This window comes from Serinicoccus hydrothermalis (assembly GCF_001685415.1).
GTDB classification, from domain to species: Bacteria; Actinomycetota; Actinomycetes; order Actinomycetales; family Dermatophilaceae; genus Ornithinicoccus; species Ornithinicoccus hydrothermalis.
The window spans coordinates 2,001,581-2,021,445 of record NZ_CP014989.1 but is presented as its reverse complement, the minus strand read 5'-3'; the positions used below and the strand labels follow the sequence as shown (position 1 = coordinate 2,021,445).

Here is a 19,865-nt window from a genome sequence, read left to right as displayed (position 1 = left end):
TCAGCGGCGCAGCTCGAGGACGGTCTGGCCGATCCGGATCTGGGCACCCGGGTCGAGCCTGGCCCCGGTGCCGATCCGGGCCCCGTTGACCTCGGTGCCGTTGGTGGAGCGGAGGTCGTCGGCGTACCAGGCGTCGGAGCCGGGGTAGATCCGCAGGTGCCGGCCCGAGGCGTAGTCGTCGGTGAGGACCAGCGAGCACTCGGGGTTGCGGCCGACGAGGACGCCGGCCTCGTGCAGCGGCACTGACGTGCCGCGCAGGCGTCCCTCGGTGACGACGAGGTGCGTGGGGTTGTTGCGGCGCTGCTTGCGCTCCGAGCGGGACTCCGGCTTGCGGGTCGGCCCGGCGTTGCGGGTGAGGACGCGGGTGCCGTAGAGGTCGCCGCGCAGGGCGCCGACGACGGCCACGACGAACGCCCACAGGAGCACCACCACGCCCAGCCGGAGCAGGTTGAGGGTCAGCTCACCCATCAACCCTCCAGCTGGACCGTGATGTGGGTGCGTCCGAGGGTGATGCGGTCGCCGGTGCGCAGCTGCTCGCTGCCGACCTGCTCGCCGTTGAGGTAGGTGCCGTTGGTCGAGCCGAGGTCGCGCAGGATGACCTGCTGGTGCGGGCCGTCGTGGCCGATCCGGATCTCGGCGTGCTTGCGTGAGGCGCCCGGGTCGTCGACGACGATCGTGCACTCCTCGTCCCGGCCGAGGGTCGTCACGGCGGCGGTCAGCGGGATCTGCCGCCCGTCGATCTGCAGCGAGGGTCCGGTGCGGCGACGGGAGCGCGCGGGCTGGGTCGGGCGGCGGTACGCCGCCTCCTCGTAGGAGGCCTCGGCACGCTCGTCCTGCTGGGAGCGCTGGCGCTCGGCCTGCTCGCGCGCCTGCTCCTCCCGGCGGCTGTCCTGGGCCTGCTGGGCCTCGGCGAACTCGCGGGCCGCGCCGCGCTCGCCGGAGCCGCGCCGGCCGTCCTTGGCGGCCGGGCGCACCCGGAAGATGCCGGTCTCCAGCTCCTCGCCGGAGACGAGCCGGACCTCGAACGGGCCGGGCGCTACATACCGCTGCGCGTCGGCGTGGTCCTCCGCGGCGGCGACGAGCTCGTCGGTGAGGGCGTGGGAGTAGGAGGAGAGCCGCTCGTAGTCGCTCTCGGCCAGCTCGACGGTGAAGACGTTGGGGACCATCGTGCGGCCCGGGCCGAGGACCGCGGCGCGGTCGTCCATGGCGCCGCGCATGGCGGAGGCGATCTCGACCGGCTGGACCTCGGCCTTGAAGACCTTGGCGAAGGGTTGCTTCACGGCGCGCTCGAGCCCTCGCTCGAGCTTGTCGAAGACACCCACGGCCCTCTCCTGACTGGTGGCACGGTTCATGGCTGGCGCCCTCGATGGTAGCCGCCACGGGTGGGAGGACCCTGGAGGCTGGCCCGGGGCCCGGGAGCCGTCGGAGGTCCTCCGTCGGATTAGGGGCGCAGGTGGGCGCAGTGCTAGCCTTGCTGGGCACTCGCGCGAGTGGCGGAATAGGCAGACGCGCACGGTTCAGGTCCGTGTGCCCGCAAGGGCGTGGGGGTTCAACTCCCCCCTCGCGCACGCTCGTCCTCATCGCAGGACGCGAAACCCCCGGACCCTCGGTCCGGGGGTTTTCTCGTGCAAACGGATCCAGACCTGCTTCGTCGCGCCGGAATTCGACTGTGGGTTTGCTCGCCATGGCGGACAAACGAGATGTCGAAATTTGGCACCAGCCCGCCCCGCCGGAATTCGACTGTTGGTTTGCTCGCCATGGCGACGTTTCCAGAGGTCGAATTCCGGCGAGGGGCCGGCTGGACGAACCCGGCGCCCGGATGGTCAGGTGCGGTCGATGAGGGCCTGCATGGCCTCGGGGTAGCGGTCCCCGACGACGGCGACCTGGTCGGAGGCCCGGGTGAGCTCGTCGACGACCGCGGCGTCGAGCCGGAGACCTGTAGCTCCGAGGTTCTCCTCGAGCCGCGAGATCCGGCGGGTGCCGGGGATGGGGACGATCCAGTCGCGCTGGGCGAGCAGCCACGCGAGCGCCACCTGGCCGGGCGTGGCGTCGAGACGGTCGGCCACGTCCCTCACCCGGTCCACGAGGTCGAGATTGACCGCGAGGGCCTCCCCGGTGAACCGCGGCAGGTTGGCCCGGATGTCACCGTCGCCGAAGGTCGACTCCCGGGTGACGGCGCCGGTGAGCAGGCCACGGCCGAGGGGGCTGAAGGGGACGAAGCCGATGCCGAGCTCGTCCAGGGTGGGCAGCACCGACCTCTCCGGCTCGCGCCAGAAGAGGGAGTACTCGCTCTGCAGCGCGGTCACCGGCTGCACCTCGTGGGCCCGGAGGATGGTGGTCGGACCGGCCTCGGACAGGCCGAAGTGCTTGACCTTGCCCGCCTCGATGAGCTCCTTGACGGTGCCAGCCACGTCCTCGATGGGGACGTCCGGGTCGACCCGGTGCTGGTAGAGCAGGTCGATCACGTCGGTCCGGAGCCGTCGGAGCGAGCCCTCGACGGCGCGGTGGATGTCCTCCGGTCGGCTCGAGACACCGGTCTGCCTGCCGTCGTCGTCGAAGGCGAACCCGAACTTCGTGGCGATGACGACCTGGTCGCGCGAGGGCTGCAGCGCCTCGCCCACGACGTCCTCGTTGTCGAAGGGCCCGTAGACCTCCGCGGTGTCGAAGAAGGTGACGCCGCAGTCGACGGCCTGGCGGAGGAACGCGATGTTGCTCTCGCGGTCAGGGGAGGGGCCGAAGCTCTGGCTGATGCCCATGCAGCCGAGGCCGAGGGCAGAGACGGTGGGGCCGCGTGATCCGAGCTGGCGTGTGTCCATGCTCGCCACGCTAGCGACGGCGCGGCGCCCCGTGGGAGTCACTGCTGGTACCAGGGACGCGCCGACGTCTCGCGGTGCTCGCCGAAGCGGTCCCAGTCACCGAAGGTGATCATCGGCACCCAGTGGGCCGAGACGTCGACGCCGGTGAACTCCTCGACCTTGGCCGCCAGCTCGCCCTTGACGGCGAGGTAGGAACGCGCCCAGCCGTCGGGCTGGAAGAGGAAGGACCTGTGCGCCCTGGAGTCGCGAAGGGAGAGCCACCTGTCCTGACCGTCGGGATAGACCGTCACCACGACCTCCCGGAGGAACAGCTCACCAGGACGATCGACCGCCTCGTCGAAGTGGTACTTCTCCACCTCCGAGCCGTAGCCGTCGTAGAACACGGTCCCGACGTACATACCGTCCGGGTTGATCTTCAACGTGTAGTCCGGCACGTGGCCACCGGACCCGTCAGCGACCTTGCTCACCGAGAACGACGGTCCGTCGGTGAAGCGGGTCCGAGCCTTCTTCTCGGTGATCTCCTGGATCGGCTTGCGCAGGACCGGGTGCCAGTCACGGCCGTATCGGTAGGTCACGAGGTGCCTCTCAGCCGGGCGGCTCCGGCGCGCGGTCCGCGCCCAACCGGTCCCAGTCACCGAACGCGGGACGCTCGACCCAGTGAGCCGAGACGTCCACCCCGGTGTACTCCTCGACGCGGGCCTCGGGCTGTCCGTCCACGACGAAGCGCGCGCGGGCCCAGCCGTTGGGGCGGAAGTTGAAGGTGGTGTGGGCCTTCGCGGCGTTCATCGCCAGATAGCCGGTCTGCCTGTCGGGGTAGACGTACTCGGTGACCTGGTGCAGGAAGAGCTGGTCCTCGGAGCCCTCGATGAGGTCGAAGTGGTAGGCGGACACCACCGAACCGTGCTCGTCGTAGCGCTCGCTCCGGACGAAACTGCCCTCGGGCATCACGACCAGGGTGTATGCCGGCACGCTCCCCTCGTCGTCCACCTGGCTCACCGAGAACTGCGGGCCGGAGGCCCACCGCTGCCGTGCCTTCTTCTCGGTGATCTCCTGGATCGGCTTGCGCAGGACCGGGTGCCAGTCACGTCCGTAGCGGTAGGTCATCGCTCTCTCTCGTTCAGGGGTTGTAGAGGTGCGCGGTGTAGTCGAACCCGTTGATGTCGATGATATGGACGTTGTTCTCGAAGGCGTGCTGCGCGACCTCCTCCGGGATCGTGCCACCCGCCTGCGGCGGGACCTGCAGCACGAGCTGGCCGTCCAGGGTCTGGCCGGCGAGCCCCGAGGCATGGGTGCTGGGGACGTCGGCGATATTCGCGTTGACGGGGTACTTGTTGACCAGCTCGTCGATGTAGCTGAACGCCGTGGTCGGCTGCACGTCCCCGAGCTGGGTGAGCTTGCGCGAGATGATCTCCTCACCGGGGACATAGCTGTCCAGCCGCACGTAGCCCGAGCCGCCGGGCGCGTCGAGGTAGATCTGGTTGTGGGTGTAGTTCGGCGCCATGTAGGTGTCGAAGCGGTTGCCGGCCACCATGTTCTGCAGCCAGGGACGATCGTTGAAACGGCGCAGCTCGGCCGGGGTGAGGAAGGCGTCGGTGGTGAAGTTCGCCGCGTCCGCCAGATCGTCCGCGGAGTCGGCCAGGCGCCCGCCGGGCAGCAGCCGGGAGGCGTCGAGCCCGCTGTCGACGAGCCTCTCGGCGGTCGCGAGCTCCTCGAGGGTCAGCGCACGCTTGACCCACTTGCCCCCGACGGCGAACCAGCCCACGACCGGGACGACACCGGCGAAGGACAGCCCGGCGTCGACGTAGTTGCCCTCCGCGGTGTACCACAGGCCGTTGAGCGCGTCGGCCGGCTCACCGAAGAGGGGGACCATCCCCAGCACGTCGAGGACGATGTGCCCCGCCGCGGACCACCACGGCGGCTTGTTCTCCTCCGCGATGCGCATCTCGCGCTCGATCGCGCCGATGGTGCCGTCGAGGTCCTCGACCAGCCCGGGCTGCCACGCCTCCCCGCCCTCGACGGGCGGCGCGGTCAGACCGGACTGGAGCCCGGTCATGAACTGGCTGATCGCATACTCGTCCATCCCGCGGTAGCGCAGCGTCTCCCACAGGCGCGCGTTGACCTCGACCGGGCCGTCGTCGGTCTCGACGGTGATGGTCTCGCCCTCGGCGAAGACCTGGTGCAGAGCCTCCGGGTTGTTGCCCATGCCCTGGTAGAGCGCGCCGAACGGGTCCATGAGCAGGTTGGTGGCGGGGCTCTTGCTCGGGTCCGGGTCGAAGATGAACGAGGGGGTCGCCCAGTACCCCGCGCCGTCGTCCCCCTCGAGGTCGACCATCCGGTCGTGGACGGTCGTCAGCAGCTCGGTGCTGAAGGTGCCGCGTGAGATGACGAGGCTGAGCCGCTGGGCGGTGCCCAGCATCGGCGGGACCTCCTCGATGTGATCGGCCCACGCCTCCGCCATCCCCGGGACCTCGAGCTCGCCCTCACCCTGGGACGCGAGACCGAAGGTCATCCCCAGCCCGTTGAGCAGGGTGTCGTAGCGGGCGTCGAAGTCGGTCTTGTCCTCCTCCGTGAGCGCGCGGTACTCGCGGTAGGAGTTGATGTCGAGGAGGTACTGGTCCAGCGTCGAGGGCGACACCCGGTTGGCCACGGCCGCGGCGAAGTAGGGGTCGTGCGCGTGGTCGGCGAGGATCTCCAGCAGCCGGGGGTCGATGTCCTCCGGATCGGCGAACTCCTCGCGCGTCATGAGGACCTCGACCTCGTCGGCCAGGGCGTCGACCTCCGCCTGCGACAGGTCGCTGACGTAGCTCTCGTCGATCTCGACGACCCCGACGCCGGGCACCCCCGGCGTGCTCCCAGCGATGAGGCGCGCGAGGCTCAGCCGGCGGTTGAGGTCGCGGATGCGGTCGTCCATCCAGGTCCAGACCGCGGAGCCGAAGTCGACCTGCGACACCGGGTCCGTGCCGAGCATGACGTGCTCCAGCCGACCCCTGACCGTGCTGACGTCGGAGGGCAGGTCGTCCCGGGCGGAGGTGATGTCGGAGACGAGGTCCTCCATCGCCCCGATGTCGATGCTGACGAGAGCCATGCCGGGCCTACCGCCAGCTCATGCGCTGCCAGCGCACCTGCCACGCCGTCGAGGGCACCCGCTCGGGCTGCCTCGCGATGGCGTCGTCGAAGGCGTCGAGGGCATCGGGACCGGCCTCGTTGAGCCTGCGGCGGTAGGTGTCGAGCTCGCCGGAGAAGTCCTCGCCCATCGGGCCCTGCCACGCGCCGGCGTCCATCGCCCGCCGGGCGGCGGACAGCGCGTCCTCGAGCCGGGCGGCCGGTCCGACGCTGGAGGAGCGCGCGCTCTCGAGCGCGTCCTTGTAGGTGTTGTGCACCATGACGACGTCGTCGTCCCCGGCCATCGCCCCTCCTGTGGTGCTGTGGTGGTCCCCTGCGGGAGGTTAGCAGCGGCTCAGCCCTGCGTGCCCGCGTAGAGCAGGGGCGCGTAGTCGGGGTGCCGGTCGATCCAGCCCTTGATGAAGGGGCAGATCGCGAGCACCCGTCGCGTGCCCTGCTCGCGGACGTCGTCGAGGGCATACCTCGCCAGGGCGCTCCCGACCCCCTGGCCCTCGTGCGCCCCCTCGACCTCGGTATGCGTGAAGACGACGAGGATGTCGGTCAGCTGGTACTCGGCGAACCCGGCCAGCTCGCCGTCGACGCGCGCCTCGTAGCGCGTCTGCTCGTCGTTCCTGGTCACCTGGACGTCGCCCATGCCCCAGCCTCTCGCGTCTCGGGGGTGCCCGTCCACCGGTCGGCCGGGGTCACCCCTCGTGCACGACCCGGCCGCGCTGCACGACCATCCGGACGTGCTGCTCGGGGGTCGCGAGCACGTGCGCGTCCTCCAGGGGGTCCGCCCGCAGGAGCACGAGGTCGGCCGCCGCACCCTCGGCGAGTATGCCGAGCGTCCCGGTCTGCTCCACGAGCTCGGCCCCGACCAGCGTCGCCGACCGCAGGATGTCGGGTGCCGACTGGACCTGGGCGCGGATCCGGAACTCCTGGCTCTGGTGCCGGTGCATCGCGCCGAGGAGGTCGGTGCCCAGCGCGATCTTCACCCCGCCGCGGCTCGCGAGGTCCAGGGCATGGAGGCCCGCCTCCAGCACGTCGCCCACCTTGGCCTGGCTGGCCGGCGGCAGGCCCGCCTCGGCGCCCTCGGAGTGGAGGTACTCGTAGGTGACCAGGGTCGGCACCAGGAAGGCGTCGTGCTCGAGGAAGAGCTCGACGCTGGAGGCGTCGATGAGGTTGCCGTGCTCGATGCTGCGCAGGCCGAGCTCCAGCCCGCGGTTGACCGCCCGGGCCGTGTAGGCGTGGCCGGTGACGTAGCGGTTGGCGTTGGCCGCCTCCTCCACGGCCGCCTCGATCTCGTCGGCCGAGAACTGCAGCGAGTCGACCCGGTCGGTCGGGGAGGCGACCCCGCCGGAGAGCATGAGCTTGAGGTGGTCCGCGCCGGTGCGCAGCTGCTCGCGGCAGGCACGCCGCACCGCGTCCACGCCGTCGGCGACCGTGCCGATGTTGGGGCAGCAGACGTGGTTGTCCAGCACCTGGCGCCCCGCGCTGCGGAGGTCTGCGTGGCCGCTGCTGGGGGACAGGGCCTTGCCCCCGAAGAACACCCGGGGCCCGGCCCACAGGCCCTCGCCCACCGCTGCCGCGATGCCGTGGTCCGCGCCGCCGACGTCCCGCACGGAGGTGAACCCGCGGGACAGCATGCCGTGCAGGATCCCCTGCGTCTGGGCAGCGACGTAGTAGGGCGAGTACTCCGCCTGCGCGGCGAGGTCGGCGGTGCCGGCGGTCACGTGGACGTGGGCGTCGATGAGCCCGGGGATGACGAAGGTCCCCGAGGCGTCGATCTCGGTGGCGCCCTCGGGGGCACGCAGCTGCCGGCCGATCTCGCGGATCGACCCGTCCTCGAGGGCGATGTCGGCCCGACGCGCCTCGGCGGTCTCGACGTCGCAGACCGTCCCACCGCGCAGCACCGTGATCGTGTCGTCCACCGTCACCCTCTCCTCGCCCCGGCGATCCGTCGCCCCACCTTCCCACACGGCCGCACGAGATGTTGCAGACTGGTCCGATGAGCGACGCACCGCTGCCCACGTGGGTGGCCTCCCGGCTGGACGGGCACCAGCCGGGCCGCGGCGTGCTGGAGGTGCTGCGGTCCCTCGAGCAGCACGCCCGGCGACTGTCCTACGCCTCCGCCGCGCAGGCGGGCGAGCTGGCCGGGGTGAATGCCGCCACCGTGGTCCGGGCGGCGCAGCAGCTCGGCTACCCGGGATGGCCCCAGCTGCGGGCCGAGGTCCGCTCGCGCTACCTCTCACGGCTGTCCGCCACCGAGGTGCTGGCCGAGCACGACGGGGCCGAGGGGGTCGGCGTCGCGGCCGTCCGGCAGGACCTGCACAACCTCCAGGACCTGGCCGGCCTGCTGGACGAGGACCAGCTCTCCCGCGTGGCCCGGATCCTCACGGACGCCCGGGTCACCCTCGTGGTCGGCTCGGGCAGCTTCGCCGCTCCGGGGCTGGTGCTGGCCCACGGCGCGCAGCTCATCGGTCACGACGTCCGCCTGGAGCGGGGTGGCGGGACCGTGCTGCTCAACGCCTTCTCGCTCCTGCGGCCGGGGGACGCGCTCGTCGTCCTCCACCTGTGGCGCACCCCCCGGGACCTGGTGCAGGTGGCGCGCATGGCGGCCGGTCGGGGGATCCGGCTGGTCGTCATCGGCGACTCCGCACGGCTGGGGATCGCCGCGCTCGCGGACGAGTTCGTCCTCGTCCCGAGCGAGGGTGCCAGCATGTTCCCCTCGCTGGTGCCCTCCGTCGTCATCGCGCAGGCGCTCGTGGCGGCGCTCATCGAGGCGGACCGTCCTGCCGCCGCACGCGCCGCCGACGCGGCGGAGGAGACCTGGCGCACCTTCCGGGTCTTCCCCGACGAGCTGGAAGCGCTACCACCTGATGTGCAATGAGTGTTGCAATGTGGGCTGACTCACGCTTGGATTGACGCTCACGCCCCCGCCCGCACCGACCGCACCAAACGCCCCCACACCCCTGCCCGGAGGCCTCCCTGATGCAGCCCGTCCACGTGACGATCCTGGTGCTCTACCTCGCCCTCCTCGTGGGCATCGGCGCCTGGTTCAGCCGCCGGCGGCAGACCGCGACGGGGGACGACTTCCTCTTCGCCGGGCGGAGCCTGCCCAAGCCGGTGATGATCGGGACGCTGCTCGCCACCTGGGTCGGCTCGGGCACCATCATCGGCGGGGCGAGCTTCGCCTACAGCTACGGCCCGTTGGCCTCGATCTTCTTCATGGCGGGCACCCCGGTCGGCATCGTCGTGCTCTACTTCGTGGCCAAGCGGGTGCGGCGCGCGAGCGCGCATACCGTGCCCGAGCTGCTGGAGAGCCGCTACGGCATCACCGTCCGCATCCTGGCCGCGCTCATCACGGTGCTCGCCTACACCGGCATCACGGCCTACCAGTTCACCGGTGGCGGCTACATCATCAGCGTCATCACCCCCATGTCACCCGAGGGCGGGGCCATCCTCGTCGCCTTCATCATCACCTTCCTCGCGGTCGGCGGCGGCCTGAAGTCGGTGGCGTGGAGCGACTTCATCTCGGCCCTCGTCATCGTGGCCAGCCTGTTCATCGCGCTCCCGCTGATCCTCGGGAGGGACATCGGCGGCTGGAGCGCCTACTGGGAGGGCCTGCCGGCGACCCACACGACCCTGTCCGGCGGGCTGCCCCCGCTGGCCCTGCTGGGCTACTTCCTGCCGCTGTTCCTGCTCATCCTGGCCGACCAGAACATGTACCAGCGGCTCGGCGCCGCCCGGTCCGAGGAGGAGGCGCGCGAGTCCACCGTGGGCTTCTTCCTCTCCAGCTTCCTCGTCACGGTGCCGGTCGCGCTGCTGGGGTCGGCCGCGGTGCTGCTCCTGCCGGACATCGAGCCGGACACCGCGATCCTGTCGCTCGCCGGCGAGGGCTTCCTGCCCGTCGTCGTGGGTGGCCTGCTCCTGGGCGGGGCGCTGGCCTTCATCATCACGACGGGCTCCTCCTTCCTGCTCTCCGGCGCCGGCAACGTCGTCTACGACGCGGTGCAGCGGATGATGGGGGTGCAGCTGAACGACCGGTCGCGGCTGCGGGTCCACCGCCTCGCGGTGCTGGGCCTCGCCCTCGTCGCCTACGTGCTCGGACGCTTTTTCCCGACCGTGCTCGAGCTGCAGCTCTACTCCTACACCGTCTACGGCGTGGCGATCGCGCCGCCGGTGCTCGCGATCTTCTACTGGTCGCGCGCCACGAGGTGGGGTGCCCTGGCCTCCATGACCGTGGCGGTCGTGCTGACGATCACCTGGGAGCAGCTGGACCGCCCGGGCGACGTGCACTCGGTGCTGGTCTCGCTGCCGGCCACGCTCGTCACGCTGGTCGTGGTCAGCCTGCTCACGCCGGGAGGCCGGGACCGGCCGGTGGGTGAACCCGTGCGGAAGGGGGAGCCCGCATGATGCGGCTTCAGGACTACCGGTCCCTCAGCTTCGACGTCTACGGCACCCTCATCGACTGGGAGGTCGGGCTCGCCACGGTCCTGGCCCCCTGGGCCGCCGAGCAGCGTCTCGAGCTGGACGACGAGAGCCTGCTGCGCACGTATGCCGTGCACGAGGCCCGGGTGATGCGCGAGCGGCCGCGCGACCCCTACCCGGAGGTGCTCGCCGAGGCCTTCCGGTGCACCGGGCGCGCGTTGGGACGTCCGGTCAGCGACGACTGGGCGCAGCGGCTCGGCGGCTCGGTGCCCGACTGGCCGGCCTTCGCGGACTCGCGGACGGCGATGGCCAGCCTGGCCGAGCACTTCGACCTCATCATCCTGTCCAACGTGCACCGTGCCGGCTTCGCGGCGAGCAACCGCCAGCTCCGGGCCAGGACCACCGCGGTCGTCACGGCGGAGGACGTCGGCGCATACAAACCGGCCGACCCGCACTTCCACGCCCTGGGCAAGGTCCTCGAGGATCTGGACATCCCCACCGAGGAGCACCTGCACGTTGCGCAGAGCCTCTTCCACGACCACGTGCCCGCAGCGGCCCACGACCTGGACTCGGTGTGGATCAACCGGCGGCACGCCCACCCGGGCTGGGGGGCGACGCCCGAGCCCGAGGGGTCGTGGACCTACCTGGCCGAGTACCCCTCGATGGCCGCCTTCGCGCAGTCGGTGGAGGCGGACGAGCGCATCTGAGGGCACCCGCTGAGCGCCGCGATCAGGCGGCGAGGAAGCCGTCGATCTGGTTGATCGACTCCGTGGCGCCCTCCTCGACCCCCATGTCGAGGACCTGCTGCAACCCCTCGGCGGAGTCGTAGACCGAGACGTAGGTCGCGCGCGTGCCCGCCTCCGTCGCCTCGAAGCCGTAGGTGCTTCGCGAGACCGGCAACCCGTCCGCAGCCTCCCAGGTCTGCGCATCGGCGAAGCGGTCGTCGAAGGAGAAGCCGCGCGGCCCCTCGACCTCGCGGATCTCCCACAGGCCGCCGAAGCGGTTCCCCTCGGGGCCGGTCATGTAGTACCGCGACGTGCTGCCCGGCCGCAGCTCGTGCTCGACGAAGGTGGCCGGGTAGCCGGGCGGGCCGAAGACCTGCTCCAGCTGGCGGGGGTCGGCATACAGCTCCCACACCCGCTCCACGGGAGCGGCGAACTCCGCGATGATCGTGATGGTGCGGGCGTCGGTGTCGGTGGTGACGTCGATGACGGCCATGTCAGTGCTCCTCGAGGAAGGTGTCGATGCGGTCGATCCGACCGCGCCAGATGTGCTCGAGCTCGTCGAGCATGGAGGAGACCGAGCGCACGGCCTCCACGTCGCCGCTGGCCAGCTGCTGCCGGCCGCTGCGGCGCTTGGTGAGCAGGCCGGCGCGCTCCAGCACGGCGACATGCTTCTGGACGGCGGCGAAGCTCATGTCGTAGCTCTCCGCCAGGGCCGACACGGAGTGCTCGCCGGCCAGCACCCGCCGCAGGATGTCGCGGCGCGTCCGGTCGGCGAGCGCGTGGAACATCGCGTCAGCGCGGTCCTCGCCGGTTCGGTCCATGGGATCAATATACAACTGATTGGTTGTACGTCAATTCGGTGTGACCAAGGACACATCTAACAGGGGAAAATAGTTGACTTCTCAACTTCCTTTCGCGAAGGCGCGTTGTTACTCTGGAGTCACATCGGGATCTCCGCAGGTGGGAAGCCAGGAACGCGGATCGACCCCTCACCGTGACGAAGGACTGTCTGATGCCTGATCTGCTGCGCCCTGCCCTCTCCGCGTTCGACGTGGTCCTGGACACCACCGGCCACCTCGCACTGCTCACCGCAGCCGTGCTCTACCTGGGGTACCTGCTGACCTCCGCCGTCGCCCTGGTCCTGCGCCCCCGGCACGCCCCCGCCGCGCAGCCCGGGGACGGGACCTCCGAGGTGACCCCGGTCGCCGTTACCGGCTCCGTGCCGACGCTCTCGCAGGCGGCCTCGCCGTGCTGACCTCGTCGCAGGTGGACCCCGTCGCGACGCTGGCCGTCGCGCTGGTGCTCCTCAGCGTGGCCTACCTGGTCCGGATGCTGGTCCTGTCGCGCCGGACCCCGCAGCACACCGTCGAGCCGCAGATCGACCTGACACAGGACCCGGGCTACGACGTGGTCTTCCTCGTCCCGTGCCTCGACGAGGAGCTCGTGCTGGGCGGCGGGATCGAGCGGCTGCTGGCGCTGCCGCACCCCCGGATGAGCGTGCTCGTCGTCGACGACGGCTCGCAGGACGCCACCGCCGCGGTGGCCCGGTCCTTCGACGACCCGCGCGTGCACCTCCTCCAGCGCTTCGCCCCGGAGGCGCGTCTCGGCAAGGGGGAGGCGCTCAACGCCGCCGTCGCCCACCTGCTCTCCGGCGGCCTGGGCCGCCACTTCGACCCCGACGGCACGATCGTCTGCGTCGTCGACGCCGACGGTCGGCTGGAGGAGCAGAGCCTGCACGCGGTCCTGCCCAAGTTCGTGGACCCGGTGCTGGGCGGGGTGCAGATCGGTGTCCGGATCAACAACCGCCGCTCGGACCTGCTGGCCCGCATGCAGGACATGGAGTTCGTGCTCTACACCGACGTCTTCCAGCGGGGGCGGCGCCACCTGGGCAGCGTCGGGCTGGGCGGCAACGGACAGTTCGTCCGCCTGTCGGCGCTCATGAGCCTGGGCAGCGCACCCTGGACCCGCTCGTTGTCCGAGGACCTGGACCTCGGCGTCCGGCTGCTGACCGCGGGCTGGCGCCTCGACTTCTCCAGCGACGCCGCCGTGCACCAGCAGGGCCTGGTCGACCTGGGCCGCTGGGTGCGGCAGCGGACCCGGTGGTTCCAGGGCCACCTGCAGGCCTGGGGCCTCGTGCCGCGCGTGCTGGACTCGCTCAAGGGCTCGGCCCGCATCGACCTCTACTACCACCTGACCAGCCCGTTCCTGCTGCTGGTGGCCTCGCTCTTCAGCGTCGCCTTCACCGCCTGGGTCCTCGACCTCGTGACCGACGTCTACACCGGCGAGCTCGAGCCGAGCTGGTGGTGGGTCACGTCCTACGCCTTCGCCGTCGGCCCGACGCTCGTGCTCACCCTGCTCTACCGTCGGCGCGAGCCGGACCTGCCCGTCCTCACGGCCTTCGCCCTGGCGCACGTCTACGTCGCCTACTCCATGCTCTGGTATGCCGCGGGCTGGCGGGCCGTGGGGCGCACCCTGCGCGGTCGGACCGGGTGGGCCAAGACCGAGCGTCTGCGCACGGTCGAGGAGGAGCCCGCACCGGCCGAGCCGCTCGGCCTGCCCGCCCGGTGACGAGGCGTCGGGGACTGCTCGCGGCGACCTCCGTCGTCCTCCTCGCCGGCTGCGCCGCGGGACAGACCTGGGCCGAGGGCAGCGAGCACGAGGGCTGGCGCGTGGTCTTCGACGGGCACGGATCGGTGCGGCCGGACGACGGGGCGGTGGTGCTCGAGCCGCGCAGCGCCGCCTCCGCCGACGTCACGCACGGCGGCCTCGTGGTGACGACGCAGGCATACCCGGCCGGGACCGATCTCGCGATCACGGCCCGGACCGAGGAGCAGCTCCGCCAGGGGGAGCCCAACCCGTGGGAGGTGGCCTGGGTGCTGTGGAACTACGAGGACCCGGAGCACTTCTACGCCGTCGTGCTCAAGCCGAACGGCTGGGAGGTCAGCAAGCAGGACCCGGCCTACCGCGGCAACCAGCGCTTCCTCGCCAGCGGCACCGAGCCCCGGTTCCCCATCGGTCCGGACTACCGGGTCGAGGTCGCGCAGACCGACGGGGTCATGGCCGTCTCCGTCGACGGGGAGCCGTTGGTCGAGGTCACCGACTCCGAGCGCCCCTACACCGAGGGCTCCGTCGGCCTCTACACCGAGGACGCCCGGGTGCGCTTCGAGGGTCTGCAGACGACTCGATGACGGCTTCTACCGTTCTCTAGTTCCTGACCAAGAAAAAGGCAGACGACCCGATCGGTCCGGGCCGCCGAGACCTCCCGCTCGCGCCGCGGGCGCGAGGGGTGCACGCTGTCAGCCATGGCGAGGTACACCGTCAACGCAGCCGGCGTGGCGCGCGTGCGCGGACTCATCGAGGCCCGGCAGTACGTCCTGGACAGCGAGTGGGGCGAGGTCCAGCCGGACGCCGAGGCGGAGAACGCCTACCTCGAGCGGCACTCGTGGGAGGACTACGCCGGGTGGCACATCGGGCTCACCGAGGGGGCCACCGAGGAGACGAAGGGGAGGTATGCCTTCGTCGCCGGCGACTTCCGCCGCGTGCACCGGTCGGCGCTCATCGCCTGCGTCTTCCGTGCCGGGCAGTGGCGGCACAAGCAGGTCGAGCTGGCCGCCCACGAGCTGCTGCAGGACCTGGACCGCAGGGCCGGGATCGAGTGAGGACCGACCCGGTCGCCGCAGCGATGCGTGCGGCGCCGCGGGCCGACTACCTCCCGGAGGGCGCGCGGGGCCGGGCGGCCGACGACGTGCCGATCTCGATCGGTCACGGCGCGACCTGCTCCCAGCCCAGCACCGTCGCCACCATGCTGCGCGCCCTGCACGCCGGGCCCGGCCACCGGGTGCTCGACGTGGGGGCGGGCTCGGGCTGGACCACCGCCCTGCTCGCGCACGTGGTGGGTCCGGCGGGCCGGGTCGTCGGGGTCGAGCTGGAGACCGAGCTGGCGGAGGCCGCGGAGGCGCGCCTGCGGCGGGACGGCCTCGACCACGCCAGCGTCCTGGCCGTGCCACCGGGGGTCCTGGGGCGCGCCGAGGACGGGCCCTTCGACCGGATCCTCGTCTCGGCGATGGCGCAGCAGTGGCCCGCGGCCCTGGAGGACCAGCTGGCCGACGCCGGTCGGATGGTGCTGCCCTGGCGCGGCCGCCTCATGGTCGCCGAGCGTGCAGGGGAGGAGGTCCGTCGCGACCAGGAGCCGGGGTGGTATCGCTTCGTCCCCCTGCGCTGAGGACCGCCACCGCCCTACGATGTGGCCATGTCAACGACGACACGCACCCTCCTGGCCGCCGGCGCCGCCCTCGCTGTCGGCGGCACGCTCGCCATCGCCCCGTCCTCCGCCTCCAGCACCAGCTACGTCGCCCTGGGCGACAGCTTCTCCGCCGGGACCGGCACCTACTTGCGCACCGACTCCTGCTACCGCTCCCCGCGCGGCTACCCCGAGCTCATCGCTCGGGCGAAGGGCCTGGACCTCGACTACCAGGCCTGCTCCGGCGCGCAGACCGCTGACGTCCTCGCCGACCAGCTCGGGACGCTCGGCGCCGGGACCGGTCACGTCTCGATGACCATCGGCGGCAACGACGTCGGGTTCGCCGACGTGATCACCGCGTGCGCGCTCCCGGGCTGGCTGAGCGACTGCGACGGGGAGATCGACGACTCCCTGGCCGTGCTCCGCACCGAGCTCCCGGGGCGCCTGGACGAGGTCTACGGCGAGATCGCGGATCGCGCCCCCAACGCCGCCGTCGCGATCGCCGGCTACCCCTACCTCTTCAACGGGCGCGACTGCAGCCTGCTGACCTTCTTCTCCCGGGCGGAGATGACCCGGCTCAACGACGGCACCGCCGAGCTCGACCAGCTCATCGCGGACCGGTCCGCGGCCTCCGGCTTCACCTTCGTGGAGGTGCGCGACGACTTCGCCGGGCACGCCGTCTGCGACCGGCAGCCCTGGGTCAACAACCTCTCCCTCCCCATCGACGAGTCCTTCCACCCCAACCGCGCCGGCAACCAGGGGTATGCCGCGGCGATCGCCCCCTCCCTCGTCGGCTCGCCGATGCCGGTGAGCAGGACGGCGACGACGCAGGCCTCACCGGTGCCGGACCTGCGGGCCCAGGCCGACGCGGTGCTCGACCTGCGGCTGGACAGCAAGGCCAACCTGCGGCAGGCGAAGGAGGCGGGCCTGCGGCCCGGTGAGGTGCGGCGCGCGGTGGCGAAGCTGCGCAGCAGCGACGAGCAGGTCGTGCGGGCCGGGCTCGTCGATCTCCAGGCGCTCGACGCGAAGGTCACCGACGACTGAGCTCCCGGCGTGGAATGCTGGGGGCATGCGCAACGTCCTCGGCACCGAGCTGGTCGAGTGCGGCACCGACCCCGTCACCGGGTTCACCCGGTCCGGGTGCTGCGAGGTGACCCCCCAGGACACCGGCGTGCACGGGATCTGTGCAGTCCTGACCGAGGATTTCCTCGCCCACCAGTACTCCGTCGGCAACGACCTGCTCACGCCCCGGCCGAGCTGGGGCTTCCCGGGACTCACGCCGGGCGACCGCTGGTGCGTGGTGGCGCTGCGCTGGCTCCAGGCCCATGAGGAGGGCCGGGCGGCCCCGGTGGTGCTCGCGGCGACGCACGAGCAGGTCCTGGAGCTGGTGCCCCTGGAGCTGCTCCGGCGGTATGCCGTCGACGTCCCCGACGACCTCTCAGGCCTGGTCTGAGCGCTCCCGGCGGCTGACGGCGAGGAGGAAGACCCCGCCGAGCAGGTCGAGGATCCCGATGACGAGGAGCAGGATGGTCAGGGCGCCGCTCTCGCCCGAGCCGAGCCGGTTGCCGGCGAAGAGGACGATGGCCGCCCCGAGCACGACGTAGACCCAACCGCGCCGGCGCAGGCTGGCCGGGTCCCGCCGGGTCATCTCCGCGAGCCCGGGTCGGGTGCCGGTGGCCCCGCCCGCGGCCTCGGGGTCGGCGGGCTCCTCGCCGGTCGTGACCTCACGGAAGGTGCCGTCGAAGGCGTCGTCCGTGCGGTGGTCGAAGGGCTGGTAACCGGTCTCGGCGGCGACGATCCCCACGGCCCGCCGCGCCTGCTCCAGCACGGCCGCACGATCGGGGGCGGCGCCCTCGGGCATACCCTCACCCGTCTCACCGACGCTCACCGCGGCGGAGCGGTCGAAGAGCTCGACCTGGATGCCGGTCTCCGCGGCGGTGAGCTCGCCGTAGACGTCGCCCCCGGTCTCCTCCGCGACCCAGGTCTCCAGCTCGCCGGTGAGCACCTCGCGCAGCCGGGCCTCGATCCGGCGGAAGGTCTCCACCCCCTCGGCCAGGGCCTGCTCGTCGGACTCCCGGTCGTTGTCCTCGGCGTCCGCGGCGGCGAGGGCATCGGCCCAGCTCTGCCCGGAGTCACGCGGGCAGAGGGTGATGTCGTAGCTCATGCCTCCATCTTGCCTGCTCGGCACGACCGGCTGAGCAGGCCCTCACCGACGACGGTGCGCAATGCGTCAGGAAGGCTGTTCCGAATGCGTGAAGCAGCACCTGCGCCGGGTGTGCGGATTACGGGGAAGGGACCGTTGCCCATACTCTGATCAGGCACGATGTCCTTGTGGGGGGTGTCGGGACAGGCCTACCGTTCTTCTGTCGGAGCACCTTCGCGACCGATGAGGAAAGGACCGAAGATCATGGCCACGATGACCGCCATCACCTCCTGTGCCGCCACCACCTGCGCCTACAACAAGGGCGGGTGCAGCGCCGAGGCCGTCACCATCGCCGGTGACTCCAACGGCGCGTCGTGCGGCACCTTCGTCGAGCTGGACGTCCGCGGCGGGCTCCCCGTCGCCGAGGGGCACGTGGGTGCCTGCCAGCGCCTCGAGTGCGCGCACAACAAGGACCTCATGTGCACCGCCGAGGCCATCACGGTCGGCGGCGACACCGCCAACTGCCTGAGCTACACCGCGAGCTGACCGAGGTCGGCGACGGCGGCCTCGAGCTCCTCGAGGCTGCCGACCGGCTCGGCGAAGGGCACGAAGACCGTGCGCGTGCGCTCGGTCTCGATGCGCAGCCAGGTGCATCCGGTGCCGTCGACGTCGGCCAGCACCGTCTGCCCGGTGAAGGGCCGCACCGACTCCGGCGTGGGGTGACCCTGGCCGACGACGCCGTCGCGGCCGCCCTCGCAGACCTGGGTGACGAGCCGGGGGGCTGACTCCATGGCCTGCACCACCTCGCGGCAGCGCCACTCCTCTGCCCGCGGTGGGAAACGCGTCGAGCCCACCAGCTCGTCGAAGGAGATTGCGGTGACGCCGCCCTGGTCGTGCAGGAGGACTCGGTCCAGCGCGAGCAGCGCCACCCGGGCACCCGCCTCGGCGGCCCAGCGGACCTCGGTGGGCAGCAGGTCCAGGGACACGAGGTCGGCCAGCTCATCGCTCTCCACGAGGCGCAGGTGCGCGAGGGCGTGCACGCTGGCGGTCGAGACCCGCAGCCGGGGGTCGGCACCGTGCTGGTCGATCCGCAGGCGCACCTCGTGACAGGTGCCGCCCTGCGGCAGGCATCCGGCGGGCAGCGCCACGGCGAGGACGTCGGCCGGGGTGAGGCCGTGCGCGAGGACCTGGTGCGAGCGTCCGGCGTGCTCGCGGTAGGCCACGAGTCCGGCGCGGCCGCTGCCGTCCAGGAGCCGGGCCGCGGTCGAGCGGGTCGAGGCGGCGCGGAGGTCCGGCTGGGCGCCGACGACCGGCGGGGTGCTCGTCATGAGGTAAGGATAACCTCACTCCTTTAGCACCAGGCAAGAGCACGCATACCTCTCAGGCGGGATCGTGCCGAAAACGCACCGTGACGACGCCGTGGTCGGCGGTCCCGTCGGCCCGGTGGTCCTCGGTGTTGAGGTGGTCGTTGTCGATGACGAGACCGTCGAAGAGCCAACGCCGGCGGTAGGAGTGGTCGTAGAACTGCTCGGAGACGAGGACGTGGTCCAGCGACTCGCGCAGGTCCTGGTAGACGTGGGTGTAGTAGACGTCCCGGGTGTCCCGGTACTGCTGCAGCGTCTGCGCCGTGTAGAGCGCGATGTCCCCGCCGCCGCGTGACTCACCGACGAGGTAGCGGGGCTGCTCGGTGAGGATGTTGAGGGTGTTGGAGTGCTGGCCGTCGTTGACGTCGCCGAGCACGATCGCCGGCGTGACCGTGCCCTTGGTCTCAGCGGTGAGCAGGACCCGGAGCGCGGCCGCCTCGGCGGTCCGCCGGATCGTCGACAGCGCGGCCCCGATCGCCGTGGTGTGCGGCTTGTAGCGCTCGCGCTCGGCGTTGTACCACCCCTCCCGCCAGATCTGGGTGGGTGCCTTGGACTTGAGGTGGCAGACGTAGACGGCGATCACCGGCTCGTCCTCCCGCGGGGCGATCTCGAAGCGCAGCACCGGTCGGGAGAAGCCGCGGATGCCGACCTCGATCTCCGGGGTCTGCGGGTCCTCGCCGGAGGACGTCAGGCGCAGGTCCTCGGGGAAGTCCTCGATCCAGCGCGCCGATCCAGGCACGAGCAGGTCACGCCGGACCAGGGCGGCGCACACGATCCGGTCGCCGGTGGCAGGTGAGGCCAGCAGCTCGTAGTCCTCGTCCATCCCCGCCTGGGTGACCACCTCGGCGAGGGCGTCGGCGTGCCACAGCTCCTGCACGCCCAGCACGTCCGGCGCCAACTCGCGCAGCATGCGCGCCGACCAGGCGACCTTGGCGGCATACTCCTCGCTGCTCCAGCCGTCGGTGTCCTGGTACATCGGGCCACCCGGCAGGTTGAGGTTGTAGAGGTTGAAGGTCGCGACGGACAGCTCGTCGACGTTCATCG

25 protein-coding genes and 1 tRNA gene are annotated in these 19,865 nt (G+C 71.5%); 12 read left to right on the top strand and 14 right to left on the bottom strand.

The genetic code is table 11. The features are described 5' to 3' along the window. Positions 1–468 carry an FHA domain-containing protein FhaB/FipA gene (locus SGUI_RS09340; RefSeq protein ID WP_066639176.1) on the bottom strand — a complete coding sequence of 156 codons (468 nt, stop codon included), beginning with the start codon at positions 466–468 and terminating at the stop codon, positions 1–3. Next, positions 468–1,322: an FhaA domain-containing protein gene (locus SGUI_RS09335; protein ID WP_066639174.1), complete on the bottom strand. Its 855-nt coding sequence runs from the start codon at positions 1,320–1,322 to the stop codon at positions 468–470. Before SGUI_RS09335 ends, SGUI_RS09340 begins: the two co-directional genes overlap by 1 nt. A gap of 162 nt (positions 1,323–1,484) precedes the next feature. Between SGUI_RS09335 and SGUI_RS09330 the strand changes: the two genes are divergently transcribed. Then, a tRNA-Leu gene (locus SGUI_RS09330) sits at positions 1,485–1,568 on the top strand. 255 nt (positions 1,569–1,823) lie between these two features. On the opposite strand, the gene SGUI_RS09325 is transcribed toward SGUI_RS09330, so the two are convergent. From SGUI_RS09325 to SGUI_RS09295, 7 genes are read right to left on the bottom strand one after another with little or no spacing between them, the layout of a single operon-like run. Further along, complete coding sequence (locus SGUI_RS09325; protein ID WP_066639170.1) at positions 1,824–2,816, bottom strand: aldo/keto reductase; 993 nt, start codon at positions 2,814–2,816, stop codon at positions 1,824–1,826. Positions 2,817–2,854: 38 nt separating this feature from the next. Further along, positions 2,855–3,391 (bottom strand): hypothetical protein, encoded by a 537-nt coding sequence (locus tag SGUI_RS09320; protein ID WP_066639167.1) that lies wholly within the window; start codon positions 3,389–3,391, stop codon positions 2,855–2,857. Between the two features lie 10 nt (positions 3,392–3,401). Then, positions 3,402–3,920, bottom strand: coding sequence for a hypothetical protein (locus SGUI_RS09315; protein WP_066639164.1), 519 nt, complete (start codon positions 3,918–3,920; stop codon positions 3,402–3,404). Positions 3,921–3,933: 13 nt separating this feature from the next. Continuing rightward, positions 3,934–5,901, bottom strand: coding sequence for a hypothetical protein (locus SGUI_RS09310; RefSeq protein ID WP_066639157.1), 1,968 nt, complete (start codon positions 5,899–5,901; stop codon positions 3,934–3,936). A 7-nt stretch (positions 5,902–5,908) separates the two neighbouring features. Next, positions 5,909–6,223 carry a hypothetical protein gene (locus SGUI_RS09305; protein ID WP_066639154.1) on the bottom strand — a complete coding sequence of 105 codons (315 nt, stop codon included), beginning with the start codon at positions 6,221–6,223 and terminating at the stop codon, positions 5,909–5,911. 50 nt (positions 6,224–6,273) lie between these two features. Beyond that, on the bottom strand, positions 6,274–6,573 hold the full coding sequence (locus SGUI_RS09300) for a GNAT family N-acetyltransferase (protein WP_066639151.1): 300 nt from the start codon (positions 6,571–6,573) through the stop codon (positions 6,274–6,276). Between the two features lie 49 nt (positions 6,574–6,622). Next, on the bottom strand, positions 6,623–7,849 hold the full coding sequence (locus SGUI_RS09295; protein WP_066643143.1) for a metal-dependent hydrolase family protein: 1,227 nt from the start codon (positions 7,847–7,849) through the stop codon (positions 6,623–6,625). 77 nt (positions 7,850–7,926) lie between these two features. Here SGUI_RS09295 and SGUI_RS09290 point away from each other — a divergent pair, with 77 nt between their 5' ends. The 3 genes from SGUI_RS09290 to SGUI_RS09280 all read left to right on the top strand — a co-directional run bounded on the left by SGUI_RS09290 (position 7,927) and on the right by SGUI_RS09280 (position 11,056). Next, on the top strand, positions 7,927–8,808 hold the full coding sequence (locus SGUI_RS09290; protein ID WP_066639149.1) for a MurR/RpiR family transcriptional regulator: 882 nt from the start codon (positions 7,927–7,929) through the stop codon (positions 8,806–8,808). A gap of 101 nt (positions 8,809–8,909) precedes the next feature. Next, the gene (locus SGUI_RS09285) at positions 8,910–10,334 is read left to right on the top strand and encodes a sodium:solute symporter family protein (RefSeq protein WP_066639146.1); all 1,425 of its coding nucleotides are present in this window, start codon (positions 8,910–8,912) and stop codon (positions 10,332–10,334) included. Further along, positions 10,331–11,056, top strand: coding sequence for an HAD-IA family hydrolase (locus SGUI_RS09280; RefSeq protein ID WP_202816569.1), 726 nt, complete (start codon positions 10,331–10,333; stop codon positions 11,054–11,056). The genes SGUI_RS09285 and SGUI_RS09280 overlap by 4 nt, the downstream gene beginning before the upstream one ends. A 22-nt stretch (positions 11,057–11,078) precedes the next feature. Here the strand turns inward: SGUI_RS09280 and SGUI_RS09275 are convergent, their stop codons facing one another. Both SGUI_RS09275 and SGUI_RS09270 read right to left on the bottom strand, forming a co-directional pair. Continuing rightward, positions 11,079–11,567, bottom strand: coding sequence for an SRPBCC family protein (locus tag SGUI_RS09275; RefSeq protein ID WP_066639144.1), 489 nt, complete (start codon positions 11,565–11,567; stop codon positions 11,079–11,081). A 1-nt stretch (position 11,568) separates the two neighbouring features. Continuing rightward, positions 11,569–11,895, bottom strand: a complete 327-nt coding sequence (locus SGUI_RS09270; RefSeq protein WP_066639142.1) for an ArsR/SmtB family transcription factor — start codon at positions 11,893–11,895, stop codon at positions 11,569–11,571. Between the two features lie 191 nt (positions 11,896–12,086). Here SGUI_RS09270 and SGUI_RS09265 point away from each other — a divergent pair, with 191 nt between their 5' ends. From SGUI_RS09265 to SGUI_RS09235, 7 genes are all read left to right on the top strand, one after another. After that, positions 12,087–12,329 (top strand): hypothetical protein, encoded by a 243-nt coding sequence (locus SGUI_RS09265; RefSeq protein ID WP_066639139.1) that lies wholly within the window; start codon positions 12,087–12,089, stop codon positions 12,327–12,329. After that, positions 12,323–13,642 (top strand): glycosyltransferase family 2 protein, encoded by a 1,320-nt coding sequence (locus SGUI_RS09260; RefSeq protein ID WP_157621793.1) that lies wholly within the window; start codon positions 12,323–12,325, stop codon positions 13,640–13,642. Before SGUI_RS09265 ends, SGUI_RS09260 begins: the two co-directional genes overlap by 7 nt. Continuing rightward, positions 13,639–14,262 carry a calcium-binding protein gene (locus SGUI_RS09255; RefSeq protein ID WP_066639138.1) on the top strand — a complete coding sequence of 208 codons (624 nt, stop codon included), beginning with the start codon at positions 13,639–13,641 and terminating at the stop codon, positions 14,260–14,262. Before SGUI_RS09260 ends, SGUI_RS09255 begins: the two co-directional genes overlap by 4 nt. A 114-nt stretch (positions 14,263–14,376) precedes the next feature. After that, positions 14,377–14,733, top strand: a complete 357-nt coding sequence (locus tag SGUI_RS09250) for a hypothetical protein (RefSeq protein ID WP_066639136.1) — start codon at positions 14,377–14,379, stop codon at positions 14,731–14,733. Continuing rightward, on the top strand, positions 14,730–15,296 hold the full coding sequence (locus SGUI_RS09245) for a protein-L-isoaspartate O-methyltransferase family protein (protein ID WP_083190595.1): 567 nt from the start codon (positions 14,730–14,732) through the stop codon (positions 15,294–15,296). The genes SGUI_RS09250 and SGUI_RS09245 overlap by 4 nt, the downstream gene beginning before the upstream one ends. Before the next feature lie 27 nt (positions 15,297–15,323). Beyond that, positions 15,324–16,358, top strand: a complete 1,035-nt coding sequence (locus tag SGUI_RS09240) for an SGNH/GDSL hydrolase family protein (RefSeq protein ID WP_066639134.1) — start codon at positions 15,324–15,326, stop codon at positions 16,356–16,358. A gap of 25 nt (positions 16,359–16,383) precedes the next feature. Further along, complete coding sequence (locus tag SGUI_RS09235; protein ID WP_066639132.1) at positions 16,384–16,767, top strand: DUF2237 family protein; 384 nt, start codon at positions 16,384–16,386, stop codon at positions 16,765–16,767. Here the strand turns inward: SGUI_RS09235 and SGUI_RS09230 are convergent. After that, the gene (locus SGUI_RS09230) at positions 16,753–17,478 is read right to left on the bottom strand and encodes a hypothetical protein (protein ID WP_066639130.1); all 726 of its coding nucleotides are present in this window, start codon (positions 17,476–17,478) and stop codon (positions 16,753–16,755) included. The two genes, SGUI_RS09235 and SGUI_RS09230, sit on opposite strands and share 15 nt — an antisense overlap. Positions 17,479–17,721: 243 nt before the next feature. On the opposite strand from SGUI_RS09230, the gene SGUI_RS09225 reads away from it, so the two are divergent. Further along, positions 17,722–18,003 (top strand): DUF1540 domain-containing protein, encoded by a 282-nt coding sequence (locus SGUI_RS09225; protein WP_066639122.1) that lies wholly within the window; start codon positions 17,722–17,724, stop codon positions 18,001–18,003. Here the strand turns inward: SGUI_RS09225 and SGUI_RS09220 are convergent. Both SGUI_RS09220 and SGUI_RS09215 read right to left on the bottom strand, forming a co-directional pair. Next, on the bottom strand, positions 17,988–18,785 hold the full coding sequence (locus SGUI_RS09220; protein WP_066639120.1) for a hypothetical protein: 798 nt from the start codon (positions 18,783–18,785) through the stop codon (positions 17,988–17,990). The genes SGUI_RS09225 and SGUI_RS09220 overlap by 16 nt on opposite strands. A gap of 52 nt (positions 18,786–18,837) precedes the next feature. Then, positions 18,838–19,863, bottom strand: a complete 1,026-nt coding sequence (locus SGUI_RS09215; RefSeq protein WP_066639119.1) for an endonuclease/exonuclease/phosphatase family protein — start codon at positions 19,861–19,863, stop codon at positions 18,838–18,840. Between the last annotated feature and the right edge of the window lie 2 nt (positions 19,864–19,865).